21 protein-coding genes are annotated in these 23,831 nt (G+C 66.0%); 3 read left to right on the plus strand and 18 right to left on the minus strand.

Annotation, left to right across the window (positions count from 1 at the left end; genetic code table 11):
• Window positions 1-43 precede the first annotated feature (43 nt).
• The 3 genes from JC881_RS06245 to JC881_RS06255 all read right to left on the minus strand — a co-directional run bounded on the left by JC881_RS06245 (window position 44) and on the right by JC881_RS06255 (window position 2,788).
• Window positions 44-1,192: an ABC transporter substrate-binding protein gene (locus JC881_RS06245; protein WP_233101626.1), complete on the minus strand. Its 1,149-nt coding sequence runs from the start codon at window positions 1,190-1,192 to the stop codon at window positions 44-46.
• A gap of 118 nt (window positions 1,193-1,310) precedes the next feature.
• The gene (locus JC881_RS06250; RefSeq protein ID WP_198784780.1) at window positions 1,311-2,018 is read right to left on the minus strand and encodes an ABC transporter ATP-binding protein; all 708 of its coding nucleotides are present in this window, start codon (window positions 2,016-2,018) and stop codon (window positions 1,311-1,313) included.
• Window positions 2,018-2,788, minus strand: coding sequence for an ABC transporter ATP-binding protein (locus tag JC881_RS06255; protein ID WP_093431332.1), 771 nt, complete (start codon window positions 2,786-2,788; stop codon window positions 2,018-2,020). Before JC881_RS06255 ends, JC881_RS06250 begins: the two co-directional genes overlap by 1 nt.
• Window positions 2,789-3,016: 228 nt before the next feature.
• Between JC881_RS06255 and JC881_RS06260 the strand changes: the two genes are divergently transcribed.
• Window positions 3,017-3,994, plus strand: a complete 978-nt coding sequence (locus JC881_RS06260) for a LacI family DNA-binding transcriptional regulator (RefSeq protein WP_198784781.1) — start codon at window positions 3,017-3,019, stop codon at window positions 3,992-3,994.
• Window positions 3,995-4,268: 274 nt separating this feature from the next.
• Complete coding sequence (locus tag JC881_RS06265) at window positions 4,269-5,468, plus strand: AGE family epimerase/isomerase (protein WP_198784782.1); 1,200 nt, start codon at window positions 4,269-4,271, stop codon at window positions 5,466-5,468.
• A 65-nt stretch (window positions 5,469-5,533) separates the two neighbouring features.
• Here the strand turns inward: JC881_RS06265 and JC881_RS06270 are convergent, their stop codons facing one another.
• Genes JC881_RS06270 through JC881_RS06285 form a run of 4 tightly spaced genes read right to left on the minus strand, consistent with a single transcriptional unit; the run spans window position 5,534 to window position 10,580 of the window.
• Window positions 5,534-7,096: a DHA2 family efflux MFS transporter permease subunit gene (locus JC881_RS06270; protein WP_198784783.1), complete on the minus strand. Its 1,563-nt coding sequence runs from the start codon at window positions 7,094-7,096 to the stop codon at window positions 5,534-5,536.
• Window positions 7,097-7,134: 38 nt separating this feature from the next.
• The gene (locus JC881_RS06275; protein WP_198784784.1) at window positions 7,135-8,487 is read right to left on the minus strand and encodes an HlyD family secretion protein; all 1,353 of its coding nucleotides are present in this window, start codon (window positions 8,485-8,487) and stop codon (window positions 7,135-7,137) included.
• Window positions 8,488-8,542: 55 nt separating this feature from the next.
• Entirely contained in the window at window positions 8,543-10,051 is a 1,509-nt protein-coding gene (locus JC881_RS06280; RefSeq protein WP_198784785.1) for an efflux transporter outer membrane subunit, read from the minus strand.
• The gene (locus tag JC881_RS06285) at window positions 10,044-10,580 is read right to left on the minus strand and encodes a MarR family winged helix-turn-helix transcriptional regulator (protein WP_198784786.1); all 537 of its coding nucleotides are present in this window, start codon (window positions 10,578-10,580) and stop codon (window positions 10,044-10,046) included. The genes JC881_RS06280 and JC881_RS06285 overlap by 8 nt, the downstream gene beginning before the upstream one ends.
• A 79-nt stretch (window positions 10,581-10,659) precedes the next feature.
• Here JC881_RS06285 and JC881_RS06290 point away from each other — a divergent pair, with 79 nt between their 5' ends.
• Window positions 10,660-12,444, plus strand: coding sequence for an ABC transporter transmembrane domain-containing protein (locus tag JC881_RS06290; protein WP_198784787.1), 1,785 nt, complete (start codon window positions 10,660-10,662; stop codon window positions 12,442-12,444).
• 12 nt (window positions 12,445-12,456) lie between these two features.
• On the opposite strand, the gene JC881_RS06295 is transcribed toward JC881_RS06290, so the two are convergent.
• The 11 genes from JC881_RS06295 to nuoG form a co-directional block, all read right to left on the minus strand.
• Window positions 12,457-12,909, minus strand: coding sequence for a DUF1178 family protein (locus JC881_RS06295; protein ID WP_198784788.1), 453 nt, complete (start codon window positions 12,907-12,909; stop codon window positions 12,457-12,459).
• 7 nt (window positions 12,910-12,916) lie between these two features.
• On the minus strand, window positions 12,917-13,522 hold the full coding sequence (locus JC881_RS06300; protein WP_198784789.1) for an NUDIX domain-containing protein: 606 nt from the start codon (window positions 13,520-13,522) through the stop codon (window positions 12,917-12,919).
• 5 nt (window positions 13,523-13,527) lie between these two features.
• Entirely contained in the window at window positions 13,528-13,833 is a 306-nt protein-coding gene (locus JC881_RS06305; RefSeq protein ID WP_198784790.1) for a DUF2818 family protein, read from the minus strand.
• A 15-nt stretch (window positions 13,834-13,848) separates the two neighbouring features.
• On the minus strand, window positions 13,849-15,336 hold the full coding sequence (gene nuoN, locus JC881_RS06310) for an NADH-quinone oxidoreductase subunit NuoN (protein WP_198784791.1): 1,488 nt from the start codon (window positions 15,334-15,336) through the stop codon (window positions 13,849-13,851).
• Between the two features lie 110 nt (window positions 15,337-15,446).
• Window positions 15,447-16,925 carry an NADH-quinone oxidoreductase subunit M gene (locus JC881_RS06315; protein ID WP_198784792.1) on the minus strand — a complete coding sequence of 493 codons (1,479 nt, stop codon included), beginning with the start codon at window positions 16,923-16,925 and terminating at the stop codon, window positions 15,447-15,449.
• Between the two features lie 25 nt (window positions 16,926-16,950).
• Window positions 16,951-19,005, minus strand: coding sequence for an NADH-quinone oxidoreductase subunit L (gene nuoL / locus JC881_RS06320; protein WP_198784793.1), 2,055 nt, complete (start codon window positions 19,003-19,005; stop codon window positions 16,951-16,953).
• Window positions 19,006-19,012: 7 nt separating this feature from the next.
• A complete protein-coding gene (gene nuoK / locus JC881_RS06325) occupies window positions 19,013-19,321 on the minus strand; it encodes an NADH-quinone oxidoreductase subunit NuoK (RefSeq protein ID WP_007837741.1) in 309 nt (102 codons plus the stop codon).
• A complete protein-coding gene (locus tag JC881_RS06330; RefSeq protein ID WP_198784794.1) occupies window positions 19,318-19,983 on the minus strand; it encodes an NADH-quinone oxidoreductase subunit J in 666 nt (221 codons plus the stop codon). Before JC881_RS06330 ends, nuoK begins: the two co-directional genes overlap by 4 nt.
• A 37-nt stretch (window positions 19,984-20,020) precedes the next feature.
• Window positions 20,021-20,566 carry an NADH-quinone oxidoreductase subunit NuoI gene (gene nuoI, locus JC881_RS06335; RefSeq protein ID WP_198784795.1) on the minus strand — a complete coding sequence of 182 codons (546 nt, stop codon included), beginning with the start codon at window positions 20,564-20,566 and terminating at the stop codon, window positions 20,021-20,023.
• 17 nt (window positions 20,567-20,583) lie between these two features.
• Entirely contained in the window at window positions 20,584-21,660 is a 1,077-nt protein-coding gene (nuoH, locus tag JC881_RS06340; protein WP_198784796.1) for an NADH-quinone oxidoreductase subunit NuoH, read from the minus strand.
• On the minus strand, window positions 21,657-23,828 hold the full coding sequence (nuoG, locus tag JC881_RS06345; RefSeq protein ID WP_198784797.1) for an NADH-quinone oxidoreductase subunit NuoG: 2,172 nt from the start codon (window positions 23,826-23,828) through the stop codon (window positions 21,657-21,659). The genes nuoH and nuoG overlap by 4 nt, the downstream gene beginning before the upstream one ends.
• Between the last annotated feature and the right edge of the window lie 3 nt (window positions 23,829-23,831).

Here is a 23,831-nt window from a genome sequence, read left to right on the forward strand (position 1 = left end):
CTTGGTTGACTTCGGTGAAAAGGTCTGGCGCGGCTTCAGCCGTTTATTTCCAGAGCGTGCATTTCGTCTCGGCCTTCGTGGTGAAGACCTGGTCGCCCGGCAGCGTCTTGAGCACCTTCAGGTAGTCCCAGGGCTTCTTCGACTCGGCGGGCGACTTCACTTCGACCAGGTACATGTCGTGGATGAAGCTGCCGTCGGCGCGGATCTGGCCCTTGGCGTAGAAGTCGTCGATCTTCATGCTCTTGAGCTGCGCCATCACCTTGTCCGAATCGGTGGTCTTGGCGGCGGCCACGGCCTTCAGATACGTCATGGTGGCCGAGTAGTCGGCGGCCTGCACGTCGGTGGGCATGCGCTTGGTCTTCTCGAAGAAGCGGTTGGCGAACTTGCGCGATTCGTCGTTCAGGTCCCAGTACCAGCTGGTGGTGTGCAGGAGGCCCTCGGTGTTCTTCAGGCCCAGGCTGTGCACGTCGCTCAGAAAGACCAGCAGGCCCGCGGTCTTCATGGTCTTGTTGATGCCGAATTCCTTGGACGCCTTGATCGCGTTGATGGTGTCGCCGCCCGCGTTCGCCAGACCCAGGATCTGCGCCTTGGAGTTCTGTGCCTGCAGCAGGAACGAGGAGAAGTCCGATGCGTTCAGCGGATGGCGCACCGCGCCCACCACCGTGCCGCCCTTTTCCTTCACGACCTTGGTGGTGTCCGCTTCCAGCGCGTGGCCGAAGGCGTAGTCGGCCGTGAGGAAGAACCAGCTCTTGCCGCCGCGGTCGACCACCGCCGCGCCGGTGCCCTTGGCGAGCGCCACGGTGTCGTAGGCGTAGTGCACGGTGTAGGGCGAGCACTGCTCGTTGGTGAGCACGGAGCTGCCGGCGCCGTTGTTGAAGTACACGCGCTTCTTCTCTTCGGCCACCTTGGCGGTCGCGAGTGCGGTGCCGGAGTTGGTGCCGCCAAAGATCATGGTCACGCCGGCCGTGTCGACCCACTCGCGGGCCTTGGAGGCGGCGATGTCGGCCTTGTTCTGGTGGTCCGCGACCAGGAGCTCGATGGGCTGGCCCAGCGCCTTGCCGCCGAAGTCGTCGATGGCCATCTGGATGGCGGTCGCGCCGCCCTTGCCTTCGAGGTCGGCGTAGAGGCTGGAGAGGTCGGTGACGAAGCCGATCTTCACTTTTTCCTGCGCCTGTGCGGCGCCCGCGCCCATGGCGAGGATGGCGACGGCGGTGGCGATGAGGCCGAGTTTCTTGTTCATGGTGTTGTCTCCTGAAGGAATCTTTGTGGGATGAGGAAAGGGGGAAAGAGTCTTTTGGACTTTTGCGGGTTCAGACGCCGAGCAACTCGGTGAGCACCGGCATCTTGGCTTCGAGCTCGGCCGCGCCGAACTTCTCCACGATGCGCCCGTGCTCCATCACGTAGAAGCGGTCGGCCAGCGGCGCGGCGAAGCGGAAGTTCTGCTCCACCATCACGATCGTGTAGCCCTTGGCGCGCAGCGTGGTGATCATGCGGGCCAGCGCCTGCACGATGACGGGCGCGAGGCCTTCGGAGATCTCGTCGAGCAGCAGCAGTTTGGCGCCCGTGCGCAGGATGCGCGCGACCGCCAGCATCTGCTGCTCGCCGCCCGAGAGGCGCGTGCCCTGGCTGTGGCGGCGTTCGGCCAGGTTGGGGAACATGGCGTAGATCTCTTCGACCGACATGCCCTGCCCGGCGCCCTTCAACTCCGGCGGCAACAGCAGGTTCTCTTCGCACGAGAGGCTCGCGAAGATGCCGCGTTCCTCGGGGCAGTAGCCGATGCCCAGGTGCGCGATGCGGTGCGTCGGCATCGCGATGGTCTCTTTGCCGTTGACTTCGATGCTGCCTTTGCGCGCACCGGTCAGGCCCATGATGGCCCGCAGCGTGGTGGTGCGGCCGGCGCCGTTGCGGCCCAGGAGCGTGACGACTTCGCCGGGCTGCACGACCATGTCCACGCCATGCAGCACGTGCGATTCGCCGTACCAGGCCTGGAGCCCTTTGATTTCGAGTGCGGCGGTCATCAGTGCGCGCCCTGCATTTCGCCGTCGGTGGTGCCCATGTAGGCTTCCATGACCTGCGGGTTCTTCGAGACTTCGGCGTAGGGCCCTTCGGCCAGCACGGCGCCGCGCTGCAGCACGGTGATGGTGTCGGCAATGGTCGAGACCACGCTCATGTTGTGTTCGACCATGAGGATGGTGCGTCCGGCCGACACGCGCTTGATGAGCTCGGCCACGCGGTGCACGTCTTCATGGCCCATGCCCTGGGTGGGCTCGTCCAGCAGCATGAGCTCGGGTTCCATCGCGAGGGTGGTGGCGATCTCCAGCGCGCGCTTGCGGCCGTAGGGCAGGTTCACGGTCTGTTCGTCGGCAAGGTCTTCCAGGCCGACTTCAGCCAGCAGCTCGCGGGCTCTGGCATCCAATGGCTTGAGCGACTTCTCGCTCTTCCAGAAGTGGTACGAGGTGCCCAGTCGCCGTTGCAGCCCCAGGCGCACGTTCTCCAGCAGCGTCAGGTGCGGGAACACGGCCGAGATCTGGAACGAGCGGATGATGCCGCGCCGCGCGATCTGCGCGGGGCGCTCGCCGGTGATGTCCTGGCCGTTGAACAGGATCGTGCCCGTGGTGGGCTCCAGGAACTTGGTGAGCAGGTTGAAGCAGGTGGTCTTGCCGGCGCCGTTGGGGCCGATGAGTGCGTGGATCGAGCCGCGCACCACCGAGAGGTTGACCTTGCTGACCGCGGTGAACCCCTTGAATTCCTTGGTGAGCTGGCGTGTTTCGAGGATGACGTCGCTCATCTCGCGAGGTCGCCCGGGTTCGGAAAAAAGAAGTCGGTCATGCAGTCCATCTCGGCGCGCCACCATGGAGCGCGGACCGATTGTTCGTGGGCGACTCGCGCTTGCATACTGGGGCAAATGCCTATGCTGCACTGCAACCTGCCGGCAGCGGAGAAGTTATGCACGATCACCAACTGTCGTCGCAGTGACAATGACGCCTCCCGCCCGACAACTCCCCCCATGCAATCCATGCCCGTAACGATCCGCGATGTGGCCGAGGCCGCCGGCGTGTCGATCAGCACCGTCTCGCGCGCCTTGAAGAACCAGCGCGGCCTCTCGGACGACACCCGCCGCATGATCCGCAAGATCGCCAGCGACGTCGGCTACAACGCCGGGCGCCTACGCAGCGCCAAGGCCAAGCGGCTGGTCTTCATGGTGCACCGCCAGCACAGCCACTTCTCGGTCAACCCTTTCTTCTCCGACGTGCTGCATGGGGTGGAAGACGCCTGCCGCGAGTTCGGCATCGTGCCCACGCTGCTCACGTGCGGCCCGACCGACCCGATCCGCGAACAGCTGCGGCTGCACGAGCCGGACATGATCCTGGCCGCGGGCTTCTTCGAGACCGAGGTGCTGGACATGGTGGCCGCGCTCGACCTGCCCTTCGCGCTCATCGATTTCTCGCTGCGCGACATGCTTGCGGTGAACCCCGACAACGCGACCGGCGGGTACCTGGCCACGCGGCACCTGCTGGACATCGGGCGCCAGCGCATCGCCTACATCGCGGGGTCGCTCGCGCACGTGAGCATCCTGGAGCGGGCCCAAGGCTACCGCCGCGCGCTGTTCGAAGCGGGCATCCTGGCCGACCCGGAGCTGGAGGTGGTCGCGCCGCTGGGCCTCGCGCACGACCGCGGCGCTTCTGCCGCCATGCAGCAGTTGCTGCGCCTGCGCAAGCCGCCGGACGCGGTGTTCGCCTGCAACGACATGGCCGCGCTCGCGGCGCTCGACACGTGCCTGGCTGCCGGCCTCCGCGTGCCCGAGGACGTCGCGATCGTCGGCTTCGACGACGTGCAGACCGCCGCATCGGCCAAGCCCCCGCTCACCACGGTGCGCGTGGACCGCCAGGCGCTCGGCCGCATGGGCGTCGCGCTGGCGATGCAGGGCGGCTCGCTGCCGCGCCTGAACACGCTGCCGGTCGAGCTGATCGTGCGGCAGAGCACGGTGGGCTGAGGCCGCTCGCGGTCACCTCTTCTTCGGCTTTTTCTTCTCGCGTTCTTCTCTTTGGCGCGGCGATCGTTGTTGCGCTGCCGACGCCATGTTTCGTCGGGGAAAGCACAAGGCGATATGGCAGGCGCCCCTGCCAAAATGCCATGCACCCTGCAACGGAGAAACACATGAACCAACGCATCGTCGCACTCGCCGCCAGGCTGGCCATCGGTCTTGCTGCCAGTGCACCAAGATAGAGACCCGATCGCTTGAGAACGACGCCCCTCATCTGCTCTTCATGCCCGATTTCCGCTCACCCGATTTCCTCGTCGACCACATCCGGCACACGCTGGCCTTCTACGACCCGCGCGACGCCGACGCTTCGGGCGGCTTCTTCCACTTCTTCAGGGACGACGGCACGGTGTACGACCGCCGCACGCGCCACCTGGTGAGCAGCGCGCGCTTCGTGTTCAACCATGCGAACGCCTACCGCCGCTTCGGCCAGGCGGCGGACCTCGACGCGACGCGCCACGGCCTGGCCTTCCTGCACGGCGCGCATGCGCTGCCCAGGGGCGGTTTTGCGTGGCTCCTCGACTGGCACGAAGGCCGCGCCACGGTGCAGGACGGCACGCAGCACTGCTACGGCCTGGCCTTCGTGCTGCTCGCACATGCGCACGCGCTGATGGCCGGCGTGACCGAGGCGCGCGAAGGGCTGGCGCACGCGTGGGACCTGATGGAGCGGCACTTCTGGGAGCCGCGCCACGACCTCTACGCCGACGAAGCCACGGCCGACTGGCGCGTTGCGCCCTACCGCGGCCAGAACGCCAATATGCATGCCTGCGAGGCGATGATGGCGGCCTTCGAGGCAACGCGCGACACACGCTACCTCGACCGCGCGCTCGCACTCGCAGAGGCCGTAACGGGCCGCCAGGCCGCGCTGGCCGATGGCCTCGTGTGGGAGCACTACCGCGCGGACTGGTCGATCGACTGGGACTTCAACCGCGGCGACCGCAGCGACATCTTCCGGCCCTGGGGTTTCCAGACCGGCCACCTGACCGAGTGGGCCAAGCTGCTGCTGCAGTTGGAGCGCCTCTTGCACGCGCAAGGCCGCGAGGCCGGCTGGATCGTGCCGCGCGCGCGCCACTTCTTCGACACCGCGATGTTCCGCGGCTGGGATGCGGACAACGGCGGGCTGGTCTACGGCTTCGCGCCCGACGGCGCGGTGTACGACGGCGACAAGTATTTCTGGGTGCAGGCCGAGAGCTTCGCCGCCGCCGCGCTGCTGGCCGTGCGCACCGGCGATGCGAGCTACTGGGACTGGTACGACAGCATCTGGGCGTATTCGTGGGCGCACTTCGTGGACCACAGGCACGGCGCGTGGTACCGCATCCTGACGCCGCAGAACCAGAAGATCAGCGACGAGAAGAGCCCGGCCGGCAAGACCGATTACCACACGATGGGCGCGTGCTACGACGTGCTGAAGGCGCTGGGCAAATAAAAACCCCCAGGGTTCCGAAGAAGCCTGGGGGTGACGACAGGGCCCGTTGTCAGTGCGTCAGTGCGTCAGTGCGCGCCGGCCGCGGCATCGCCGCCGGCGCCGCCCTTCTGCGGCTTGGCCAGCCACACCAGCGGGATCAGCAGCAGGAACAGGATCGCCGACGCATAGAAGATGTCGTTCGTCGCCAGCATGTAGGCCTGCTGGTCCACGAGGCGATTGATCTGCCCCATCACCTGGTCGGTGCTGAAGCCACTGCTGGAGAGCCCGGCCATCGCGCTGGTGGCGGCGTTGTTGCCCTGGTTGATGGTTTCGGCCAGTTGCGAATGGTGCAGCGTCGCGCGGTTGTCCCACAGCGTGGTGGTGAGCGACGTGCCCATGGCACCGGCCGTGATCCGCAGGAAATTCGACAACCCCGAGGCGGCCGGAATGCGGTCGGGCGTGAGGCCCGAGAGCGTGATCGTCACCAGCGGGATGAAGAAGAACGCCATCGCGATGCCCTGGATGACCGTCGGGATGATGATCGTCACGAAGTCGGCCTGCGTGTTGAAGTTCGAGCGCATCCACAGGATCAGCGCGAACACCAGGAACGAGAAGGTCGCATAGCGGCGCGGATCGATCTTGGCCACCGTGAGACCGACGATCGGCGAGAAGAAGATCGCCAGCAGCCCCACGGGCGCCATGATCATCCCCGCCTGCGTCGCGGTGTAGCCCATCCATTGCTGCAACCACAGCGGCAGCAGCACCACGTTGCCGAAGAAGAGGCCGTAGGCCACGGCCGTTGCCACGGCGCCCGACCAGAAGTTGCGGCGCTTGAAGAGCGAGAGGTCCACCACCGGGTGCTTGTCGGTCAGCTCCCAGATCAGGAAGAACGCGAAGCCCACCACCGCCACCACCGCCATCGTGACGATCTGCGGCGAATGGAACCAATCGAGCTCCTTGCCCTTGTCGAGCATCAGCTGCATCGAGCCCACCCACAGCACCAGCAGCGCGAGACCGATGGCGTCGATCGGCACCTTGTGCGTCGTGCTCTCGCGCTTGCGATAGAGCGCCCAGGTGATGGAAGCCGCGACGATGCCCACGGGGATGTTGATGTAGAAGATCCACGGCCACGAGATGTTGTCGGTGATCCAGCCGCCCAGGAGCGGCCCCATCACCGGCGCGACCAGCGTGGTCATGGACCACATCGCCATCGCCAGGCCCGCCTTGGCCTTCGGGTAGCTCGACAGCAGCAGCGTCTGCGACAGCGGAATCATCGGACCCGCGACAAAGCCCTGCAGCGCGCGGAACAGGATGAGCGTGGTCATGTTCGGCGCCAGGCCGCACAGCAGCGAGGCCATCATGAACAGGATCACGCTGGCCATGAACAGGCGCACCTGGCCGAAGCGCTGGGTCATGAAACCCGTGAGCGGCACCGCGATGGCGTTGGCCACCGCGAAGCTGGTGATGACCCAGGTGCCCTGCGTGGTGCTCACGCCCAGGTCGCCCGAGATGGCGGGCAACGACACGTTCGCGATCGACGAGTCGAGCACGTTCATGAAAGTTGCCGCGGAGAGCGCGATCGTGCCCCACACGCGGGCGGAGCCCTCGAGCGGTGCGTGCGCTATGTAAGCGGGAGCGGCGGTGGCCATTGCGCGTGCTTTTTCAGTTCAAGCGAAGCGGGCAACGATCAACCGGGCTGACCCTGCGTGGCCACCTGGGCGCCGGTGGCGGCCGGTGCCGACGTCGCAGCAGGCGCGCCCTTGGCCGGTGCGGCAGCGGCGTTGGCCGGTGCGGCGCGGCCCAGGTTGGCCGCGACGATGCGGTCCACTTCGGCATCGGCGCCGCGGTCCAGCTGGCTGTAGACCTGCGTCTGCGTGAGCGCGCTGCCGCGCGGCGCGTCGGCGAGCATCTTGCCGCTCTTGGAGGAGATGTCGATCTCCGCGTCCATCGACAGGCCGATGCGCAGCGGGTTGGCCTTGAGCTGCTCGGGGTCCAGCGCGATGCGCACGGGCACGCGCTGCACCACCTTGATCCAGTTGCCGGTGGCGTTCTGCGCGGGCAGCAGCGCGAACGCGCTGCCGGTGCCCACGCCCAGGCCCGCGACCTTGCCGTCGTATTCGACCTTCTTGCCGTAGACGTCGGCCGTGAGCTTCACGGGCTGGTCGATGCGGATGTTGCGCAGCTGCACTTCCTTGAAGTTGGCATCGACCCACAGCTGGTTGAGCGGAACGATCGACATCATCGGCGTGCCGGCAGCGACGCGCTGGCCGAGCTGCACGGTACGCTTGGCGACGTAGCCGTCGACCGGCGCGGGCATCGCGACGCGCTGAGTGGCCAGGTACGCCTCGCGTACCTTGGCGGCCGCGGCCAGCACGCTGGGGTGCTGTGCCACGCTGGTGCCGTCGGTCAGCGACTGGTTGCTCACCAGCGCTTCCTTGGCGGCGACGACGCCGGCCTGCGCGGCGGCAAGCTGGCTCTTGGCGGTGTCCAGCTGCGTCTCGGCGTGGTTGAGTTCTTCCTTGGACACCGCGCCGTTGCCTGAGAGCGCGCGGCGGCGCTGCAGGTCGTCCTGCGCCTTGGCGATGTCGCTCTGCGCCTTGACGATGTCCGACTGGCGCAGCGTGACCTGCGCGGCCAGCGAGCCGTTGTTGGCGTAGAGCGTGCGCACCTGGCGCACGGCCTGCGCAAGCGCGGCCTCGGCCTGCTCCAGCGAGACCTTGGCATCGGCCGGGTCCAGCTGCACCAGCGGCTGGCCAGCCTTCACGAAGTCGGTGTCGTCGGCGTTGATGGCCATGACGGTGCCGCCGATCTGCGGCGTGATCTGGATCACGTTGCCCTGCACGTAGGCGTTGTCGGTGTCCTCGTAATGGCTGGCGACCAGCCATTCGTAGAGGCCCCAGCCGCCGCCGGCGACGATGACCACGGCCGCGAGGGCCGTGAGCGCGCGGCGGCGCTTGCCGTTGCCGGCGGGGGCTTCGGGTGCAGCAACGGCTGTGGAGGCTGCGGAAGCAGCGGGCGTCGGAGTGTTGTTGTCGCTCATGATGAATTTCTTTCCGAAAACGAGGGAGTCGGGAGCCGTGTCAGCGCGGTTCTTTTCAGTTCACTGCGGCCGTCGGGGCCGATGCCGTGGCCGTCGAGGTCGACGGGGGCTGCCAGCCGCCGCCCAGGGCACGCGCGAGGCCCACCTGCGTGTCGAGCGCGCGCGCGGCCAGATCGACGGCCAGGCGGCGCTGCGCCAGCACCGAGGTCTCCGCGGTCAGCACGTTGAGGTAGTTGCCCAGACCCGCGCGGTAGCGCTGCACGGCGATGTCGTAGGCGCCTTCGGCGGCCGTTTGCGCGGCGCGCTGTTCGGTCTGCTGGCGGGTGATCGACTGCGCGCTGGACACCTGGTCGGCCGCATCGCGCACCGCATCGATGACCGTGGCGTTGTAGCTCTCGACCGCCACGTCCAGGTCGGCCGACTTGCCGCGCAGGTTGGCGCGCAGCTTGCCGCCTTCGAAGATCGGCAGGCTGATGGCCGGGCCCACGCCCCACTGCTCGCTGCCCGACTTGAGCAGCTTGCCGAAGCCAAGGCTCTGGAAGCCGACGAAGGCCGTGAGGTTCACGTTGGGATAGAACTGGGTCTTGGCATTGGCCACGTCGCTGGTGGCCGCCTCGACGCGCCAGCGGGCGGCGGCGATGTCGGCGCGGCGGCCCAGCAGGTCGGCCGGGATGTTGGCCTGCAGCGCCATCGGCTTGACGCCGTCGAGCATCGGGGGCTTGAGCGAAGCCGACACGTTGGGCTGGCCCACGAGCGCATCGAGCGCGTGCTGCTGCAGTGCGATCTGTTCGTTGAGCGCTTCGATCTGCTGGCGCGCTTCGGGCAGGCCGCCTTCGCTCTGGCGCAGTTCGAGGCGGGTGTCCAGGCCGGCGGAGACGCGGTCGCGCACGAGCTTCAAGGTTTCGTCGCGCTGGGCGAGCGTGCGCTGCGCCACGGTGAGCTGGTCGTTCAGGCGCGCCCACTGGAAGTAGCTGCGTGCGACGTTGCTGGCCAGCAGCACGCGGGCGGCGTCGGCATCGGCCGCGGCGGCGTTGGCGGCGCCGATGGCCGTATCGAGCGCGGTGCGGTTCTTGCCGAAGAAGTCGAGCTCCCAGCTTGCGCCCAGCTGCAGCAGGCCGATGTTCTGCGTCGAGCCGCCCAGCGGTGCGGGGTAGATGTAGTTGCTGTTGAACTTCTGGCGGTTCAGGTCGAGCTCGCCGTTGACCTTGGGCTTGAGCGCCGCGCCGGCGATGTCCGCCGAAGCCTGCGCCCGCGCGAGGCGGGCCTGCGCGACCTGCAGGTTCGGATTGCCGGCCACGGCCTGGTCGATCAGCGTGTTGAGCTGCGTGTCGCCGAAGGCGAGCCACCATTGGGTGTCGAGCCGGGAGACGGGCGCTGCCGCGGTGTCGGGCGCGATGCCGAGCGACGAGGCGTCGCGCAGCTTGGCCTGGGAACCGATGCCGGCCATGTCGGCACAACCGGCCAAGGCGACCAGCAGCAAGGCGGCTGCCACGATGGGAGTGCGACGCACAGCGCGCAGGACGGGAGTGCGACGCACAGCGCGCACGGCGAGGGAATCATTCATTTTTATCTCCACGGGCCGCAAGGGCCTGCGCGTTGTCGAGGATGCGGCGCAAGTAACCCTTGAGCTGCTCCCATTCCTCGGTGGTGAAACCTGCCAGGTGCTCGTTCTGCACGCGGCTGAGCACGTAAGGCACTTCCTTGGCGGCGGCACGGCCTTCGTCGGTGAGTTCGATGTTGACCACACGGCGGTCTTCGAGCGAACGCACCCGGCGGCACAGGCCCTTGGCTTCGAGGCGGTCGAGCAGCCGTGTCATGGCGCCGGTGTCGAGTTCGCAGGCCCGGGCCAGTTCGGCCACCGTGGTGGCCGCGCCGATGTGCAGCTTGTACAGCGGCACCCACTGCGGGAAGGTCGGGCTGCCGGGATCGCACATGCGGGTTTCTACCGACTGGGCCACCGCCGTGACGATGCGGCGCATCAGATAACCGATGCTGTCCTCGGCCCGGTAGTTCTCCGCCCGGTAGAAGACAGGCGGACGACGCACAGCGTCATCGGGGTCCGATGAGGCCTTCGGGGTGTTTGCATCGCTCATGGGTCGGAATATTAGCTGCCATGGCAGTTATTGTCAAGGCTGCCTTTGTAGAGGCAAGGTTTCGGTAGAATCCGCGCCCATGGCTTCCTCCCCACCGTCTTCCATGGCCAAGGGCTCGCCCCGGTCGCTGTCGGGGCTGAGCCCCTTCCTTCGCCCCTACCGCGTGCAGATCGTGCTGGCGGCCGTTTTCCTGGTGATGGCGGCGGTCACGACGCTGGCCTTTCCGCTGGCGCTGCGCAGCCTGATCGACGGCGGGCTGATCAACCCCGACAAGGGCGCCCAGACCATGGCGCTGCGCGAGCACTTCGGCGCCCTCTTCGCGGTGGCCGTGGCGCTGGGCCTGTTTTCGGCCGCGCGCTTCTACACGGTGAGCTGGCTGGGCGAACGCGTCACGGCCGATCTGCGTAACGCGGTCTACGGCCACGTGCTGCACCAGAGCCCGGCTTTCTTCGAGACCACGCAGACCGGCGAGGTGCTCTCGCGCCTGACGGCCGACACGACGCTGGTGCAGACGGTCGTCGGCTCGTCCCTCAGCATGGGCCTGCGCAACGCGGTGATGGGCGTGGGCGCGCTGGCCGTGCTGGTCTGGACCAATCCTTATGTGATGGTGCAGGTACTGGGCATCCTGGTGCTGGTGGTGCTGCCCAGCATGTGGTTCGGCCGGCGCGTGCGCAAGCTCTCGCGCGCGAGCCAGGACCGCGTGGCCGATTCGAGCGCCATCGCGGCCGAAGTGCTGAATGCGATTCCAGTCGTTCAAAGCTACACGGCCGAAGCCCGCGAGGCCTCGCGCTTCGACGCCTCGACCGAAAACGCCTTCCGCACCGCCGTGCGCCGCACCAAGGCGCGCTCGGTGCTCGTGGCCTTCATCATCATCGCGACCTCCGCGGCGCTGCTCTGGGGCCTCTACCAGGGCACGCAAGCCGTGCTGCGTGGCGACATCACGGCCGGCCACCTCGGCCAGACCGTGGTCTACGTGGCCATCCTCGCGAGCGCGACGGCGGTGCTCGGCGAGGTGTACGGCGACCTGTTGCGCGCGGCCGGGGCCACCGAGCGGCTGATGGAACTGCTGCATGCGCCGGCCGTCATCACCTCGCCGCCGAATCCGACGGTCACGCCGATTCCGGCTGCGGGCAGCACGATCAAGCTCGACGCAGTGACCTTCCACTACCCATCGCGGCCCGGCACGCCGGCGCTGCGCGATTTCAGCCTCGACATCGCGCCCGGCGAGACGGTGGCGCTGGTCGGCTCCAGCGGCGCGGGCAAGAGCACGGTGTTCCAGCTGCTCCTGCGCTATTACGACCCGCAGTCGGGCCAGCTGCTGCTGGACGGCGCGCCGCTGGCATCGCTCGCCCTGCCCGACCTGCGCACCCGCATCGGGTTGGTGCCGCAGGACGCGGTGATCTTTTCGGCGAGCGCGTTCGAGAACATCCGCTACGGCCGGCCCGAAGCCACGACAGACGAGGTGCATGCAGCAGCCCGCGCCGCCTTCGCACACGACTTCCTGACAGCATTGCCCGAGGGCTACGACACCTTCCTCGGCGAACGCGGCGTGCGTCTCTCCGGCGGCCAGCGCCAGCGCATCGCGATTGCACGCGCGATCCTCAAGAACCCGCCCTTGCTGCTGCTGGACGAGGCCACCAGCGCCTTGGACGCGGAGAGCGAACGCATGGTGCAGGCCGCGCTCGAGTCCGCCATGGAAGGCCGCACGACGCTGGTGATTGCGCACCGCCTGGCGACCGTGCAGAAGGCCGACCGCATCATCGTGCTGGACCACGGCGGCATCGTCGAACAGGGAACGCACACGGCGCTGGTAGCGCAAGGCGGGGTCTACGCCCGCCTGGCCGCGCTTCAGTTCACGGCCTGAGCCGCGGGGCGCTTACTGCAGCGTCTCTTTGAGCGCTGCGGGCATCGGCAGCGGCATCACCGCGATGCCTTCGTCGAGCAGCGCCTCGGTCTGCTCGGGCGTCGCCTGGCCACGGATGCCGCGCTCTTCGGCTTCGCCGTAGTGCATCTTGCGGGCCTCTTCGGCAAAGCGTTCGCCGACGTCTTCGGTCTTGGCGATGACCTCGCGCATGGCACGCATCCAGCGGGCTTCGGGAGAAAGTGGGGCCGACACCTGCGATGGCGCTGCGGGTGCCGCTTCTGCTGCCGGCGCCTTGGCATTGCCGAGATTGAGGCGCGGCGCGCTCAGCAACTTGACGATCGCGGTATCGCCGCAGACCGGGCATTCGACCAGCCCGCTGGCCAGTTGGGTCTCGAAGGCCTCGTTGGACGCGAACCAGCCCTCGAAGCCATGGCCATGCGTGCAGCGGAAATCGAGGACCTTCATGCGCGGATTATCCCGCGCCGCCCTGCGAGGCCGCCGCTTTCCAGTCGAGTGCCCATGCGCCGGAGAGGACGTTCTGCATCCACAGGGTGCAGGTCAATGACTTGGCATCGGTCACGGTGCCGTCTCGGCACCAGCCGATCATTTCCTCAGGCGTGGCGGTGAACACGTCGAGGAATTCGCCGTGGTCGAGCTGACGCTCGCCGAGCGAGAGGCCCCGCGCGAAGTAGATGTGGATGATCTCGGTCGAATACGCCACGGCCAGGTGCATCGCACCGGCATGCGCCCATTCGAGCGCGGTGTAGCCGGTTTCCTCGAGCAGTTCGCGCTGGCCGCAGACCAGCGGGTCTTCGCCCGGATCGAGCTTGCCGGCCGGAAACTCGACCATCACATGGCCTACCGGGTAGCGGTACTGCCGCTCCAGCACCACGCGCCCATCGTCGAGCAGCGGAATCACCACCACCGCGCCGGGATGCACCACATATTCGCGCGTCGCGTTGTGGCCATCGGGCAGGCGGATGGTGTCGCGCTTGGCATGCAGGAACTTGCCCTTGAAGAGCTCCTCGCTGCTGACGAGTTCTTCCCTCAGGTGCGAATCGGCGATGGGTGATGTCATGTCGTTCAGTGCCTGTGCTTCATCAGGTAGCGCCAGGTGAACCCTGGAAAGGCCAGCACGATGAAGAGCGCGCCGGTCACCGCGTAGAACTCCCAGCCCTGGGGCGAGATCTGCCCTGCCCTGCGCTCGAACAAGAGGCCGATGCCGCCGGCAATGAAGTACAGCACCACCAGCTCGGCAAAGCGGATCGCCAGCGATTTGCGCTTTGCCGGCAGCGGCACGGCGCCGAACAGGCGCTCGTTGAAGAACGGCAGGTTGGCGGCCAGGAGCGCCACCAGCAGGACGACCCAGACCGACGCGGTTTGCGACACCGTGGGCCGGCCGCGTCAGTGGGCCAGCGTGGCCGCGATGGCGTCGTAGCACAGCGTCATCAGACCGCCGGGCAGCACGCCGAGAATCAGGATCAGTGCGCCGTTGATCGTGAGCACGGTGCGCACGTCGAACGAAGCCGACACGGTGGTGGCCGTGACCGGTGCGTCGAAGTACATGACCTTGACCACGCGCAGGTAGTAGAAGGCGCCGACCAACGACATCATCACGGCGAACACGGCCAAGCCGATGTAGATGGCCTGGCCCGAGGCGATCAGCGCCTGCAGCACGGCCAGCTTCGCGTAGAAGCCGACCAGCGGCGGCAGGCCCGCCAGCGAGAACATCGCAATCGCCATCACGCCGGCGTACAGCGGGCTGCGTTGGTTGAGACCTGCGAGGTCAGTGATCTCTTCGCTCTCGAAGCCTTCGCGCGCCAGGAGCAGGATGATGCCGAAGCTCGCCAGCGTGGTGAGCACGTAGGTCACGATGTAGAACATCGAGGCGCTGTAGGCGGCCTGCGCGTTCTGCGTGCCCGACAGGTCCGAGCCGGCCACCATGCCCAGCAGCATGAAGCCCATCTGCGAGATGGTCGAGTAGGCGAGCATCCGCTTGAGGTTGCTCTGCGCGATGGCGGCGAGGTTACCGATCAGCAGCGACGCGATGGCCAGCACGGCCAGCATCTGCTGCCAGTCGATCGCGAGCGGCTGCAGGCCATCGACCAGCAGGCGGATGATGATGCCGAAGGCCGCCAGCTCGGGCGCCGCGCCGATCAGCAGCGTGACGGCCGTGGGCGCACCCTGGTAGACGTCGGGCACCCACATGTGGAAAGGGGCTGCCCCCACCTTGAACGCCAGGCCGGCCACGATGAACACGAGGCCGAACACCAGCACCTGGTGGTTGACCTTGCCGGTCGAGATCGCCTTGAACACTTCGTTCAGGTCGAGCGAGCCGGTCGCGCCGTACATCATCGAGAGGCCGTACAGGAGGAAGCCGCTGGCCATCGCGCCGAGCACGAAGTACTTCATCGCCGCTTCGCTGGCCACCGCGTTATCGCGGCGCAGCGCGACGAGCGCGTAGCTCGAGAGCGTGAGCAGTTCCAGGCCCAGGTAGATCAGCAGGAAGTTGCTGCCCGAGATCATCACGAACATGCCCAGGAGCGCGAACATGCTCACGGTGAACAGTTCGCCGCCGCGCAGCATCTCGCGGTCGGCCGCATAGGGGCGGCCGTAGATCAGCGTGACCATCAGGGCGATGGTGGCGAAGCACTTGAGCCAGTTGCCCATCGAGTCGCTCACGACCATGCCGCCGAAGCCGTAGGCGGTCTTGCCGTCGAGCGCGGCCATGCCGGTGAGCACGGCCACCACCAGCAGCGTGAGCAGCGTCAGCACATAGGTGCGGGTGCGGCGCGGGCTCGTGTCCGACAGGTCGACCAGCGCAATGATGCAGGCCATGACCAGCAACACGATTTCGGGGTAGATCGTGACCCAGCTGAGTTTGTCAATCATCTCGTTCTCTTGTCTTCAGCGTGGCCGGACGGCGCAGGGCCGCCCCGAGCCGGTCCGGGGCCCCCTTGGGGGGCAGTGCAGCGGCATAGCCGCAAACGTGGGGGTCATCATCAGGAGGGCAGCTTCGAAATCGCCACATGGCGAAGGAGCTCAGTGACCGAGGCATCCATTGCATCGGTGAATGGCTTCGGATACAGGCCCATCCACAACACGGCGATCGCCAGCAGCGACAGCATCAGGAACTCGCGGGCGTTGATGTCGGAGAGCTCCTTGACGTGGTCGTTGCCGACCGGGCCGAGGTACACGCGCTTGTACATCCAGAGCGTGTAGGCGGCGCCGAAGATCAGCGCGGTGGCGGCTCCCAGTCCGATCCAGAAGTTGGCCTTCACGGCGCCCAGGATCACCATCCACTCGCCCACGAAACCGGCGGTGCCCGGCAGGCCGCAGTTGGCCATGGCGAACAGCAGCGCGAAGGCGGCGAACTTGGGCATGGTGTTGACCACGCCGCCGTAGTCTGCGATCTGGCGCGAGTGCACGCGGTCGTACAGCACGCCGATGCCCAGGAACATGGCGCCCGAAACGAAGCCGTGGGCGATCATCTGGACGATACCGCCGGCGACGCCCAGCTCGTTGAAGATGAAGAAGCCCAGCGTCACGAAGCCCATGTGGGCGACCGACGAGTAGGCCACCAGCTTCTTCATGTCCTGCTGCACCAACGCCACCAGGCCCACGTAGATCACCGCGATCAGCGACAGCGCGATCATGAGCCAGGCCCATTCGTGCGAGGCGTCGGGCGCGATGGGCATCGAGAAGCGCAGGAAGCCGTAGGCACCCAGCTTCAGCATGATCGCGGCCAGCACGGCCGAGCCGCCGGTGGGCGCCTCGACGTGCACGTCGGGCAGCCACGTGTGGACCGGCCACATCGGCACCTTCACGGCGAAGGCCGCGAAGAAGGCGAAGAACAGGAAGGTCTGCGCGGTCGAGCCCAGCGGCAGCTTGTGCCAGGCCAGGATGTCGAAGCTGCCGCCCGACTTGTTGTACAGGAAGATCAGCGCCACCAGCATCAGCAGCGAGCCGAGCAAGGTGTAGAGGAAGAACTTGAACGCCGCGTAGATCTTGTTCGGGCCGCCCCAGATGCCGATGATCAGGTACATCGGGATCAGCGTGGCCTCGAAGAACACGTAGAACAGGATGCCGTCCAGCGCGGAGAACACGCCGATCATGAAGCCCGAGAGGATCAGGAACGCGCCCATGTACTGGTTCACGCGCTCGGTGATCACTTCCCAGGCCGAGATCACGACCACGACCGTGATGAACGAGGTCAGCAGCACCATCCACAGCGACAGGCCGTCAAGACCGATGTGGTAGTTGACGTTGAAGCGGGAGATCCAGCTCGTCTTCTCGACGAACTGCATGGCGGCGGTTCCGTTCTGGAAGCGCGTGAACAGCGGCACCGTGACCAGGAAGCTCACGATGGCACCGACGAGCGCGACCCAGCGCACGCCCTTGGCATGCTCTTCGCGGCCAAACGCCAGCAGCACGGCGCCGAATGCGATCGGCACCCAGATGGCAAGGCTCAACAAACCCATTTTTCTTTTTCTCCAGCGTTCGGGCTCAGCGTTTGAACCAGACGAAGTACGTCATCAGGATGAAGATGCCGAGCAGCATCGCGAAGGCATAGTGATAGATGTAGCCCGACTGCACCCAGCGCACCACGCTGGAGACACGGCCGATCACTTTCCACGAACCATTGACCACGGCACCGTCGATCAGGGCCTGGTCGCCGCCCTTCCAGAGGCCGGTACCGAGCGCGCGCGCACCGCGGGCGATGATGTTCTCGTTGATCCAGTCGAGGTAGTACTTGTTCTCGAGCAGGCGGTAGATCGGCTCGCAGGCGCGCTTGATCGCAGCCGGCAGCGCCGGGTTGATCATGTACATGTAGTACGACAGCACCACACCCGCCAGCGCCAGCCAGAACGGCGCGGCCTGCAGACCATGAATGGCCATGGCGACGGGGCCGTGGAAGGCTTCTTCCAGTTCCTTCATGGCGTGGTGCCTGGTACCGTCCACGAAGATCGCCTGCTTGAAGAACTCGCCGAAGAGCATCGGCTCGATCGTCATGAAGCCGATCACCACCGAGGGGATGGCCAGCAGCACCAGCGGCAGCCAGACCACCCAGGGCGATTCGTGCGGCTTGTGGGCGTCATGGCCGTGGGCGTGATCGTCGTGGCCGTGATCGCCGTGCGCATCGTGCGCGTGGTCGTCATGGTGCGCATCGGGGTTCTGGTCGTAGCGCTCCTTGCCGTGGAAGACCAGGAAGTACATGCGGAACGAATAGAACGCCGTGATGAACACGCCCGCCAGCACCGCGTAGTAGGCGAAGTTCGCGCCCCACAGGTGGCTCTCGTGCACCGCTTCGATGATGCTGTCCTTCGAGTAGAAGCCGGCGAAGAACGGCGTGCCGATCAGCGCGAGCGAACCCAGCAGCGACGTGATCCAGGTGATCGGCATGTACTTGCGCACGCCGCCCATCCAGCGGATGTCCTGGTTGTGGTGCATGCCGATGATCACCGAGCCCGCGCCGAGGAACAGCAGCGCCTTGAAGAACGCGTGCGTCATCAGGTGGAACACCGCGACCGAGTAGGCCGAGGCACCGAGCGCCACCGTCATGTAGCCCAGCTGCGAGAGCGTGGAGTACGCGACCACGCGCTTGATGTCGTTCTGGATGATGCCGAGGAACCCCATGAAGAGCGCCGTGATGGCGCCGATCACGAGGATGAAGCTCAGGGCCGTGTCGCTCAGCTCGAACAGCGGCGACATGCGCGCCACCATGAAGATGCCGGCGGTCACCATCGTGGCCGCGTGGATCAGCGCGGAGATGGGCGTCGGGCCTTCCATCGAATCGGGCAGCCACACGTGCAGCGGGAACTGCGCGCTCTTGCCCATCGCGCCGATGAAGAGACAAATGCAGATCACGGTGATCAGCATCCACTCGGTACCGGGGAAGGTGATGCCGGCCAGCGTGTTGGCCTTGGCGAAGGCTTCGCCGTAGTTCAGCGTGCCGGCGTAGGCGGCAATGAGGCCGATGCCCAGGATGAAGCCGAAGTCGCCCACGCGGTTGACCAGGAAGGCCTTCATGTTCGCGAAGATGGCCGTGGGCTTGTTGAACCAGAAGCCGATCAGCAGGTACGACACCAGGCCCACCGCTTCCCAGCCGAAGAACAGCTGGAGCATGTTGTTGCTCATGACGAGCATCAGCATCGAGAAGGTGAACAGCGAGATGTACGAGAAGAAGCGGTTGTAGCCGTCGTCTTCTTCCATGTAGCCGATGGTGTAGATGTGCACCATCAGCGACACGAAGGTCACCACGCACATCATCATGGCCGTGAGGCCGTCGACCAGGAAGCCGACTTCCATCTTCAGGCCGCCGACGATCATCCACTCGTAGAGCGTCGCGTTGAAGCGGGCACCGTCGACCACCACGCTCTTGAGCGTCATGGCCGAGATGATGAAGGCGACCAGCACGCCCAGGATCGTCAGCGAATGCGTGACCTTGCGGCCGATGTGATTGCCGCCGAACTTGGTGCCGAAAAGGCCTGCGACGGCAGCGCCGACCAAGGGTGCCAGCGGCACGGCCAGCAGGGTGGATGCGGAAAGGGTTGCGCTCATGTTGATTTCAACCCTTGAGCGAGTTGAGCTCGTCGACGTTGATGTTGGACTTGTTGCGGAACAACAGCACCAGCAACGCGAGACCGATCGCCGACTCGGCCGCGGCCACCGTCAGGATGAAGAACACGAAGATCTGGCCGTGCATGTCGCCCAGGTAGTGCGAGAAGGCCACGAAGTTCATGTTGACCGCCAGCAGCATCAGCTCGATGGCCATCAGCAGCACGATCAGGTTCTTGCGGTTCAGGAAGATGCCGATCACCGACAGCGCGAAGAGCATCGCGCCGAGCGAGAGAAAGTGTCCGAGCGTGAGCGTCATGCCTTGTTTTCCTTTGCCGCTTCGGCCGGTGCTGCCGGCGCCGCTTCCACCACGGGTTCAGCCGCACGCGTCACCGGCATCTGCACGATGCGCACGCGGTCGCGCGCCTTCACGCGCACCTGGTCCGACGGGTTGGTGTACTTGCTGTCCTTGCGGGTGCGCAGCGTCAGTGCAATGGCCGCCACGATGGCCACGAGCAGGATGACCGCGGCGATTTCCAGCGGGTAGAGGTACTCGGAATAGAGCAGCTTGCCCAGCTCCATCGTGTTCGAGGTGTTGGGAGAGGTGACCGCCATGGCGCGCGGTGCTTCGCCCAAGCGAAAGCCGCCCATGAGCACGGCCGCCATTTCGAGCGCGATCAGCGCGCCCACGCCGGCCGCGAGCGGGAAGTGCTTCCAGAAGCCCTGTCGCAAGCTGTCGACGTTGATGTCCAGCATCATCACGACGAAGAGGAACAGCACCATCACGGCGCCGACGTACACCAGCACGAGCGAGATCGCGAGGAACTCGGCGCGCAGCAGCAACCAGATGGCCGAAGCCTGGAAGAAGGCCAGCACCAGGTACAGCGCGGCGTACACGGGATTGCGGGCGGTGATGACGCGGAAGGCTGCAAAAAGCAGCACCACGGCAAACAGATAGAACAGACCGGTCTTGACGTCCATTGGAATTCGGGTGGGTACGGGTTTCGGGCTGGACGGATCAGCGGTACTTGGCGTCGGCCGCCTTGTTCGCTGCAATTTCTTTTTCGTAGCGGTCGCCCACGGCCAGCAGCATGTCCTTGGTGAAGTACAGGTCGCCGCGCTTTTCGCCGTGGTATTCGAAGATGTGGGTCTCCACGATCGAGTCGACCGGGCAGCTCTCTTCGCAGAAGCCGCAGAAGATGCACTTGGTCAGGTCGATGTCGTAGCGCGTGGTGCGGCGCGAGCCGTCGTCGCGCACATCCGATTCGATGGTGATCGCCAGCGCCGGGCAGACGGCTTCGCAGAGCTTGCAGGCAATGCAGCGCTCCTCGCCGTTTTCATAGCGGCGCAGCGCGTGCAGGCCGCGAAAACGCGGCGACAGCGGTGTCTTCTCTTCGGGGAACTGCACCGTGATCTTGCGGGCGAAGGCGTACTTGCCGGTGATCGCCAGGCCCTTGAACAGTTCGAACAGCATGAAGCTGCCCAAAAAATCCTTGAGCGAGAACGGTGCGGAAGCCAGCTTGGACGGGCGCGCGAGCGCGCTGGCGGATTGCGCAGCAGTCATGATATTGGCGCTTCCAGTTATTTCCAGATGTTGAACGGCGTCTGCATCCAGCCACCGACCACGACCAGCCACACCAGGGTGACGGGAATGAAGATCTTCCAGCCCAGACGCATGATCTGGTCATAACGGAAGCGCGGGAACGTCGAGCGCACCCACAGGAACATGGTGACCACGCAGAAGGTCTTGGCACCGAGCCAGATCCAGCCGGGAATGAAGCTCAAGAACTCGAAGGGCGGCAGCCAGCCTCCGAGGAACAGCACCACGGTCAGGATCGAGACCAGCCACATGTTGGCGTACTCGGCCAGGAAGAACATCGCGAAGCTCATGCCCGAGTACTCGATCATGTGGCCGGCGACGATTTCCGATTCGCCTTCCACCACGTCGAACGGGTGGCGGTTGGTTTCAGCCAGGCCCGAGATGAAGTAGACGACGAAGATCGGCAGCAGCGGCAGCCAGTTCCACGACAGGAAGCCCACGCCCATGCTGGCGAAGATGCCCTTGCCCTGCACGTTCACGATCTCGCTCATGTTCAGGCTGCCGGTGACCATCAGCACCACGACGAAGCAGAAGCCCATCGCGATTTCGTAGCTCACCATCTGCGCCGAGGCGCGCAGCGCGCCCAGGAACGCGTACTTCGAGTTCGATGCCCAGCCGGCGATGATCACGCCGTACACCTCGAGCGAGGTGATGGCCATCACGAACAGGAGACCGGCATTGATGTTGGCCAGCGCCACGTCGGGGCCGAAGGGAATCACGGCCCATGCGGCGAGCGCCGGCATGATGGTCATGATCGGGCCCAGCAGGAACAGGCCCTTGTTGGCGACCGTCGGAATGATGATTTCCTTGGTCATCAGCTTGAGCGCGTCGGCAATCGGCTGGAGCAGGCCCATCGGTCCGATGCGGTTCGGGCCCACGCGGATCTGCGTGAAGCCGATGGCCTTGCGCTCCCACAGCGTGAGGTAGGCCACGGCCAGCATCAGCGGGATCACGACCACGATGATCTTGATCAGCGTCCAGATCACGGGCCATGCCACTGCCGTCCACCAGCCCGCGGCGATCAGCCCCTGGCCGAAGCCATGAATGGTGTCGATCATGCCAATGCCTCCTCGGCCTGACCCGATGCGACCGGCGCGTTCGATGCGTTGCGTGCATCGGCCGTCAGTTGCAGCGACGGAGCGCGGCGCACGATGGAGTCGAGCTGGTAGATGCTCGCGACCACAGGTGCCGATGCGGCGCCGTTGGAGGCGACGGCGTTCGCGGCCGTTGCATTGTTCAGGGCGTTGGCCGGAAGCGCACCGCCCTCGCCCACCGTCTTGAGCACGTCGGCGGTCGATTCGAACGCGAAGCCGGGCAGGCCCAGCAGGTTGGCCAGCACGCGCAGCACCTTCCAGGCCGGACGCGCTTCGCCTTGCGGCTTCACGACGGCATGGAAACCTTGCAGGCGACCTTCGGCATTGACGAAGGTGCCGGGGGTTTCGGTGAACGGGGCGATCGGCAGCAGCACGTCGCTGAATTCGAGGTTGGCCTTGAAGGGACTCAGCGTGACGACCATCTGCGCGTTGCCGACGACATCGGCAGCGGCGGCACCGGCGGCCGAGTCGAACACCGGTTCGGTGTTCAGCAGCAGCACGGCCTTGAGGCCGGAGCCCGCGGCGAGCATGCGGCCGGCATCGAGGCCGCCGTTCTTCGGATAGGCGCCGACGAGTTGCGCGCCCACGGTGTTGGCGGCTTCGGTCAGGTAGCCGACGGTCGCGCCGGTTTGTGCGCCGATCCAGTTCGCAAGGGCCAGCAGGCTGCTGGCTTGTGCGTGGTGGGCGGCGGCATTGCCGAGCAGGATGGCCTTGCGTTCGCCGCCCAGCAGCGACGCTGCGATGGCCTCTGCGGCGGCATCGGGTTCGTTCTTCGGTGCCAGCGGTGCGGCAGCGCCGTTGGTCTTGCCGATGGCGGCGGCGACCGCGGCCAGCGCCTCGACCCATTGGCCCGCGTCGACGATGGTCGATTGCGCGGCGGTGATGGCCCACGCCTCGCGGTCGGCCATCAGGTCGGCCGAGGTGATCACCGACAGCGCGGCGCTCTTGCGCACGGCCTGGCGGATGCGCTGCGCAAACAGCGGGTGGTCCTTGCGCAGGTTCGAGCCAATGACCAGCGCGCGCTGCACCTGCGTGAGCGAAGCGATCGAGGTGCCGAGCCAGCGCACACCTTCGAACGCCGTGAATTCGGCGTTGCGCAGGCGGTAATCGATGTTGTCGCTGCCCAGTTCACGCGTGAGCATGGCGGCGAGCTGCAGCTCTTCGAGCGTGCTGTGCGGGCTCACCAGCGTGCCGATGCTTTGCGCGCCGTGGTCGGTCTTGATCTGCTTCAGGCCATTGGCCACGTACTCGAGCGCGGTCTGCCAGTCGACCTGCTGCCATTGGCCGCCTTGCTTGAGCATGGGCTGCGTCAGGCGTTCCGTGCCGTTGAGGGCTTCGTACGAGAAGCGGTCGCGGTCGGCGATCCAGCATTCGTTGACGTCTTCGTTCTCCAGAGGCACCACGCGCATCACGCGGTTGTTCTTGACCTGGACGATCAGGTTCGAGCCGGTGGAGTCGTGCGGGCTCACCGACTTGCGGCGCGACAGTTCCCAGGTGCGGGCGCTGTAGCGGAACGGCTTGCTCGTGAGCGCGCCGACCGGGCAGATGTCGATCATGTTGCCCGAGAGCTCCGAGTCGACCGAGTCGCCGAGGAAGGTCTCGATTTCGGAGTGCTCGCCGCGCTGGGTCATGCCCAGCTCCATCACGCCGGCCACTTCCTGGCCGAAGCGAACGCACCGCGTGCAATGGATGCAGCGGCTCATCTCCTCCATGCTGATGAGCGGGCCGACGTCCTTGTGGAAGACGACGCGCTTTTCTTCTTCGTAGCGCGAAGAAGAGCCGCCGTAGCCGACGGCCAGGTCCTGCAGCTGGCATTCGCCGCCCTGGTCGCAGATGGGGCAATCCAGCGGGTGGTTGATCAGGAGGAACTCCATGACCGACTGCTGCGCCTTGATGGCCTTCTCGCTCTTGGTGCGAACGATCATGCCCTGCGTGACGGGCGTGGCGCAGGCCGGCATCGGCTTGGGCGCCTTCTCCACGTCGACCAGGCACATGCGGCAGTTGGCCGCGATGCTGAGTTTCTTGTGATAGCAGAAGTGCGGGATGTAGGTGCCCGCCTTGTCGGCCGCATGCATCACCATGCTGCCTTCGGTCACTTCGACCTTCTTGCCGTCGAGTTCGATTTCGATCATGAG

The sequence above is a fragment of the Variovorax sp. IB41 genome (genome assembly GCF_016405905.1).
Classification (GTDB): Bacteria; Pseudomonadota; Gammaproteobacteria; order Burkholderiales; family Burkholderiaceae_C; genus Variovorax.

What these genes read in the sequence shown, in the direction of transcription:
- nuoN (WP_198784791.1), bottom strand. Translation starts at nt 15,336, where the DNA reads ATGATTGACAAACTCAGCTGGGTCACGATCTACCCCGAAATCGTGTTG.
- JC881_RS06315 (WP_198784792.1), bottom strand. Translation starts at nt 16,925, where the DNA reads ATGGGTTTGTTGAGCCTTGCCATCTGGGTGCCGATCGCATTCGGCGCC.
- JC881_RS06245 (WP_233101626.1), bottom strand. Translation starts at nt 1,192, where the DNA reads ATGGGCGCGGGCGCCGCACAGGCGCAGGAAAAAGTGAAGATCGGCTTC.
- nuoH (WP_198784796.1), bottom strand. Translation starts at nt 21,660, where the DNA reads ATGATCGACACCATTCATGGCTTCGGCCAGGGGCTGATCGCCGCGGGC.
- JC881_RS06290 (WP_198784787.1), top strand. Translation starts at nt 10,660, where the DNA reads ATGGCTTCCTCCCCACCGTCTTCCATGGCCAAGGGCTCGCCCCGGTCG.
- JC881_RS06270 (WP_198784783.1), bottom strand. Translation starts at nt 7,096, where the DNA reads ATGGCCACCGCCGCTCCCGCTTACATAGCGCACGCACCGCTCGAGGGC.
- nuoI (WP_198784795.1), bottom strand. Translation starts at nt 20,566, where the DNA reads ATGACTGCTGCGCAATCCGCCAGCGCGCTCGCGCGCCCGTCCAAGCTG.
- JC881_RS06250 (WP_198784780.1), bottom strand. Translation starts at nt 2,018, where the DNA reads ATGACCGCCGCACTCGAAATCAAAGGGCTCCAGGCCTGGTACGGCGAA.
- nuoG (WP_198784797.1), bottom strand. Translation starts at nt 23,828, where the DNA reads ATGATCGAAATCGAACTCGACGGCAAGAAGGTCGAAGTGACCGAAGGC.
- JC881_RS06280 (WP_198784785.1), bottom strand. Translation starts at nt 10,051, where the DNA reads ATGAATGATTCCCTCGCCGTGCGCGCTGTGCGTCGCACTCCCGTCCTG.
- JC881_RS06300 (WP_198784789.1), bottom strand. Translation starts at nt 13,522, where the DNA reads ATGACATCACCCATCGCCGATTCGCACCTGAGGGAAGAACTCGTCAGC.
- nuoK (WP_007837741.1), bottom strand. Translation starts at nt 19,321, where the DNA reads ATGACGCTCACGCTCGGACACTTTCTCTCGCTCGGCGCGATGCTCTTC.
- JC881_RS06275 (WP_198784784.1), bottom strand. Translation starts at nt 8,487, where the DNA reads ATGAGCGACAACAACACTCCGACGCCCGCTGCTTCCGCAGCCTCCACA.
- JC881_RS06255 (WP_093431332.1), bottom strand. Translation starts at nt 2,788, where the DNA reads ATGAGCGACGTCATCCTCGAAACACGCCAGCTCACCAAGGAATTCAAG.
- JC881_RS06260 (WP_198784781.1), top strand. Translation starts at nt 3,017, where the DNA reads ATGCCCGTAACGATCCGCGATGTGGCCGAGGCCGCCGGCGTGTCGATC.
- JC881_RS06295 (WP_198784788.1), bottom strand. Translation starts at nt 12,909, where the DNA reads ATGAAGGTCCTCGATTTCCGCTGCACGCATGGCCATGGCTTCGAGGGC.
- JC881_RS06330 (WP_198784794.1), bottom strand. Translation starts at nt 19,983, where the DNA reads ATGGACGTCAAGACCGGTCTGTTCTATCTGTTTGCCGTGGTGCTGCTT.
- JC881_RS06265 (WP_198784782.1), top strand. Translation starts at nt 4,269, where the DNA reads ATGCCCGATTTCCGCTCACCCGATTTCCTCGTCGACCACATCCGGCAC.
- nuoL (WP_198784793.1), bottom strand. Translation starts at nt 19,005, where the DNA reads ATGAGCGCAACCCTTTCCGCATCCACCCTGCTGGCCGTGCCGCTGGCA.
- JC881_RS06285 (WP_198784786.1), bottom strand. Translation starts at nt 10,580, where the DNA reads ATGAGCGATGCAAACACCCCGAAGGCCTCATCGGACCCCGATGACGCT.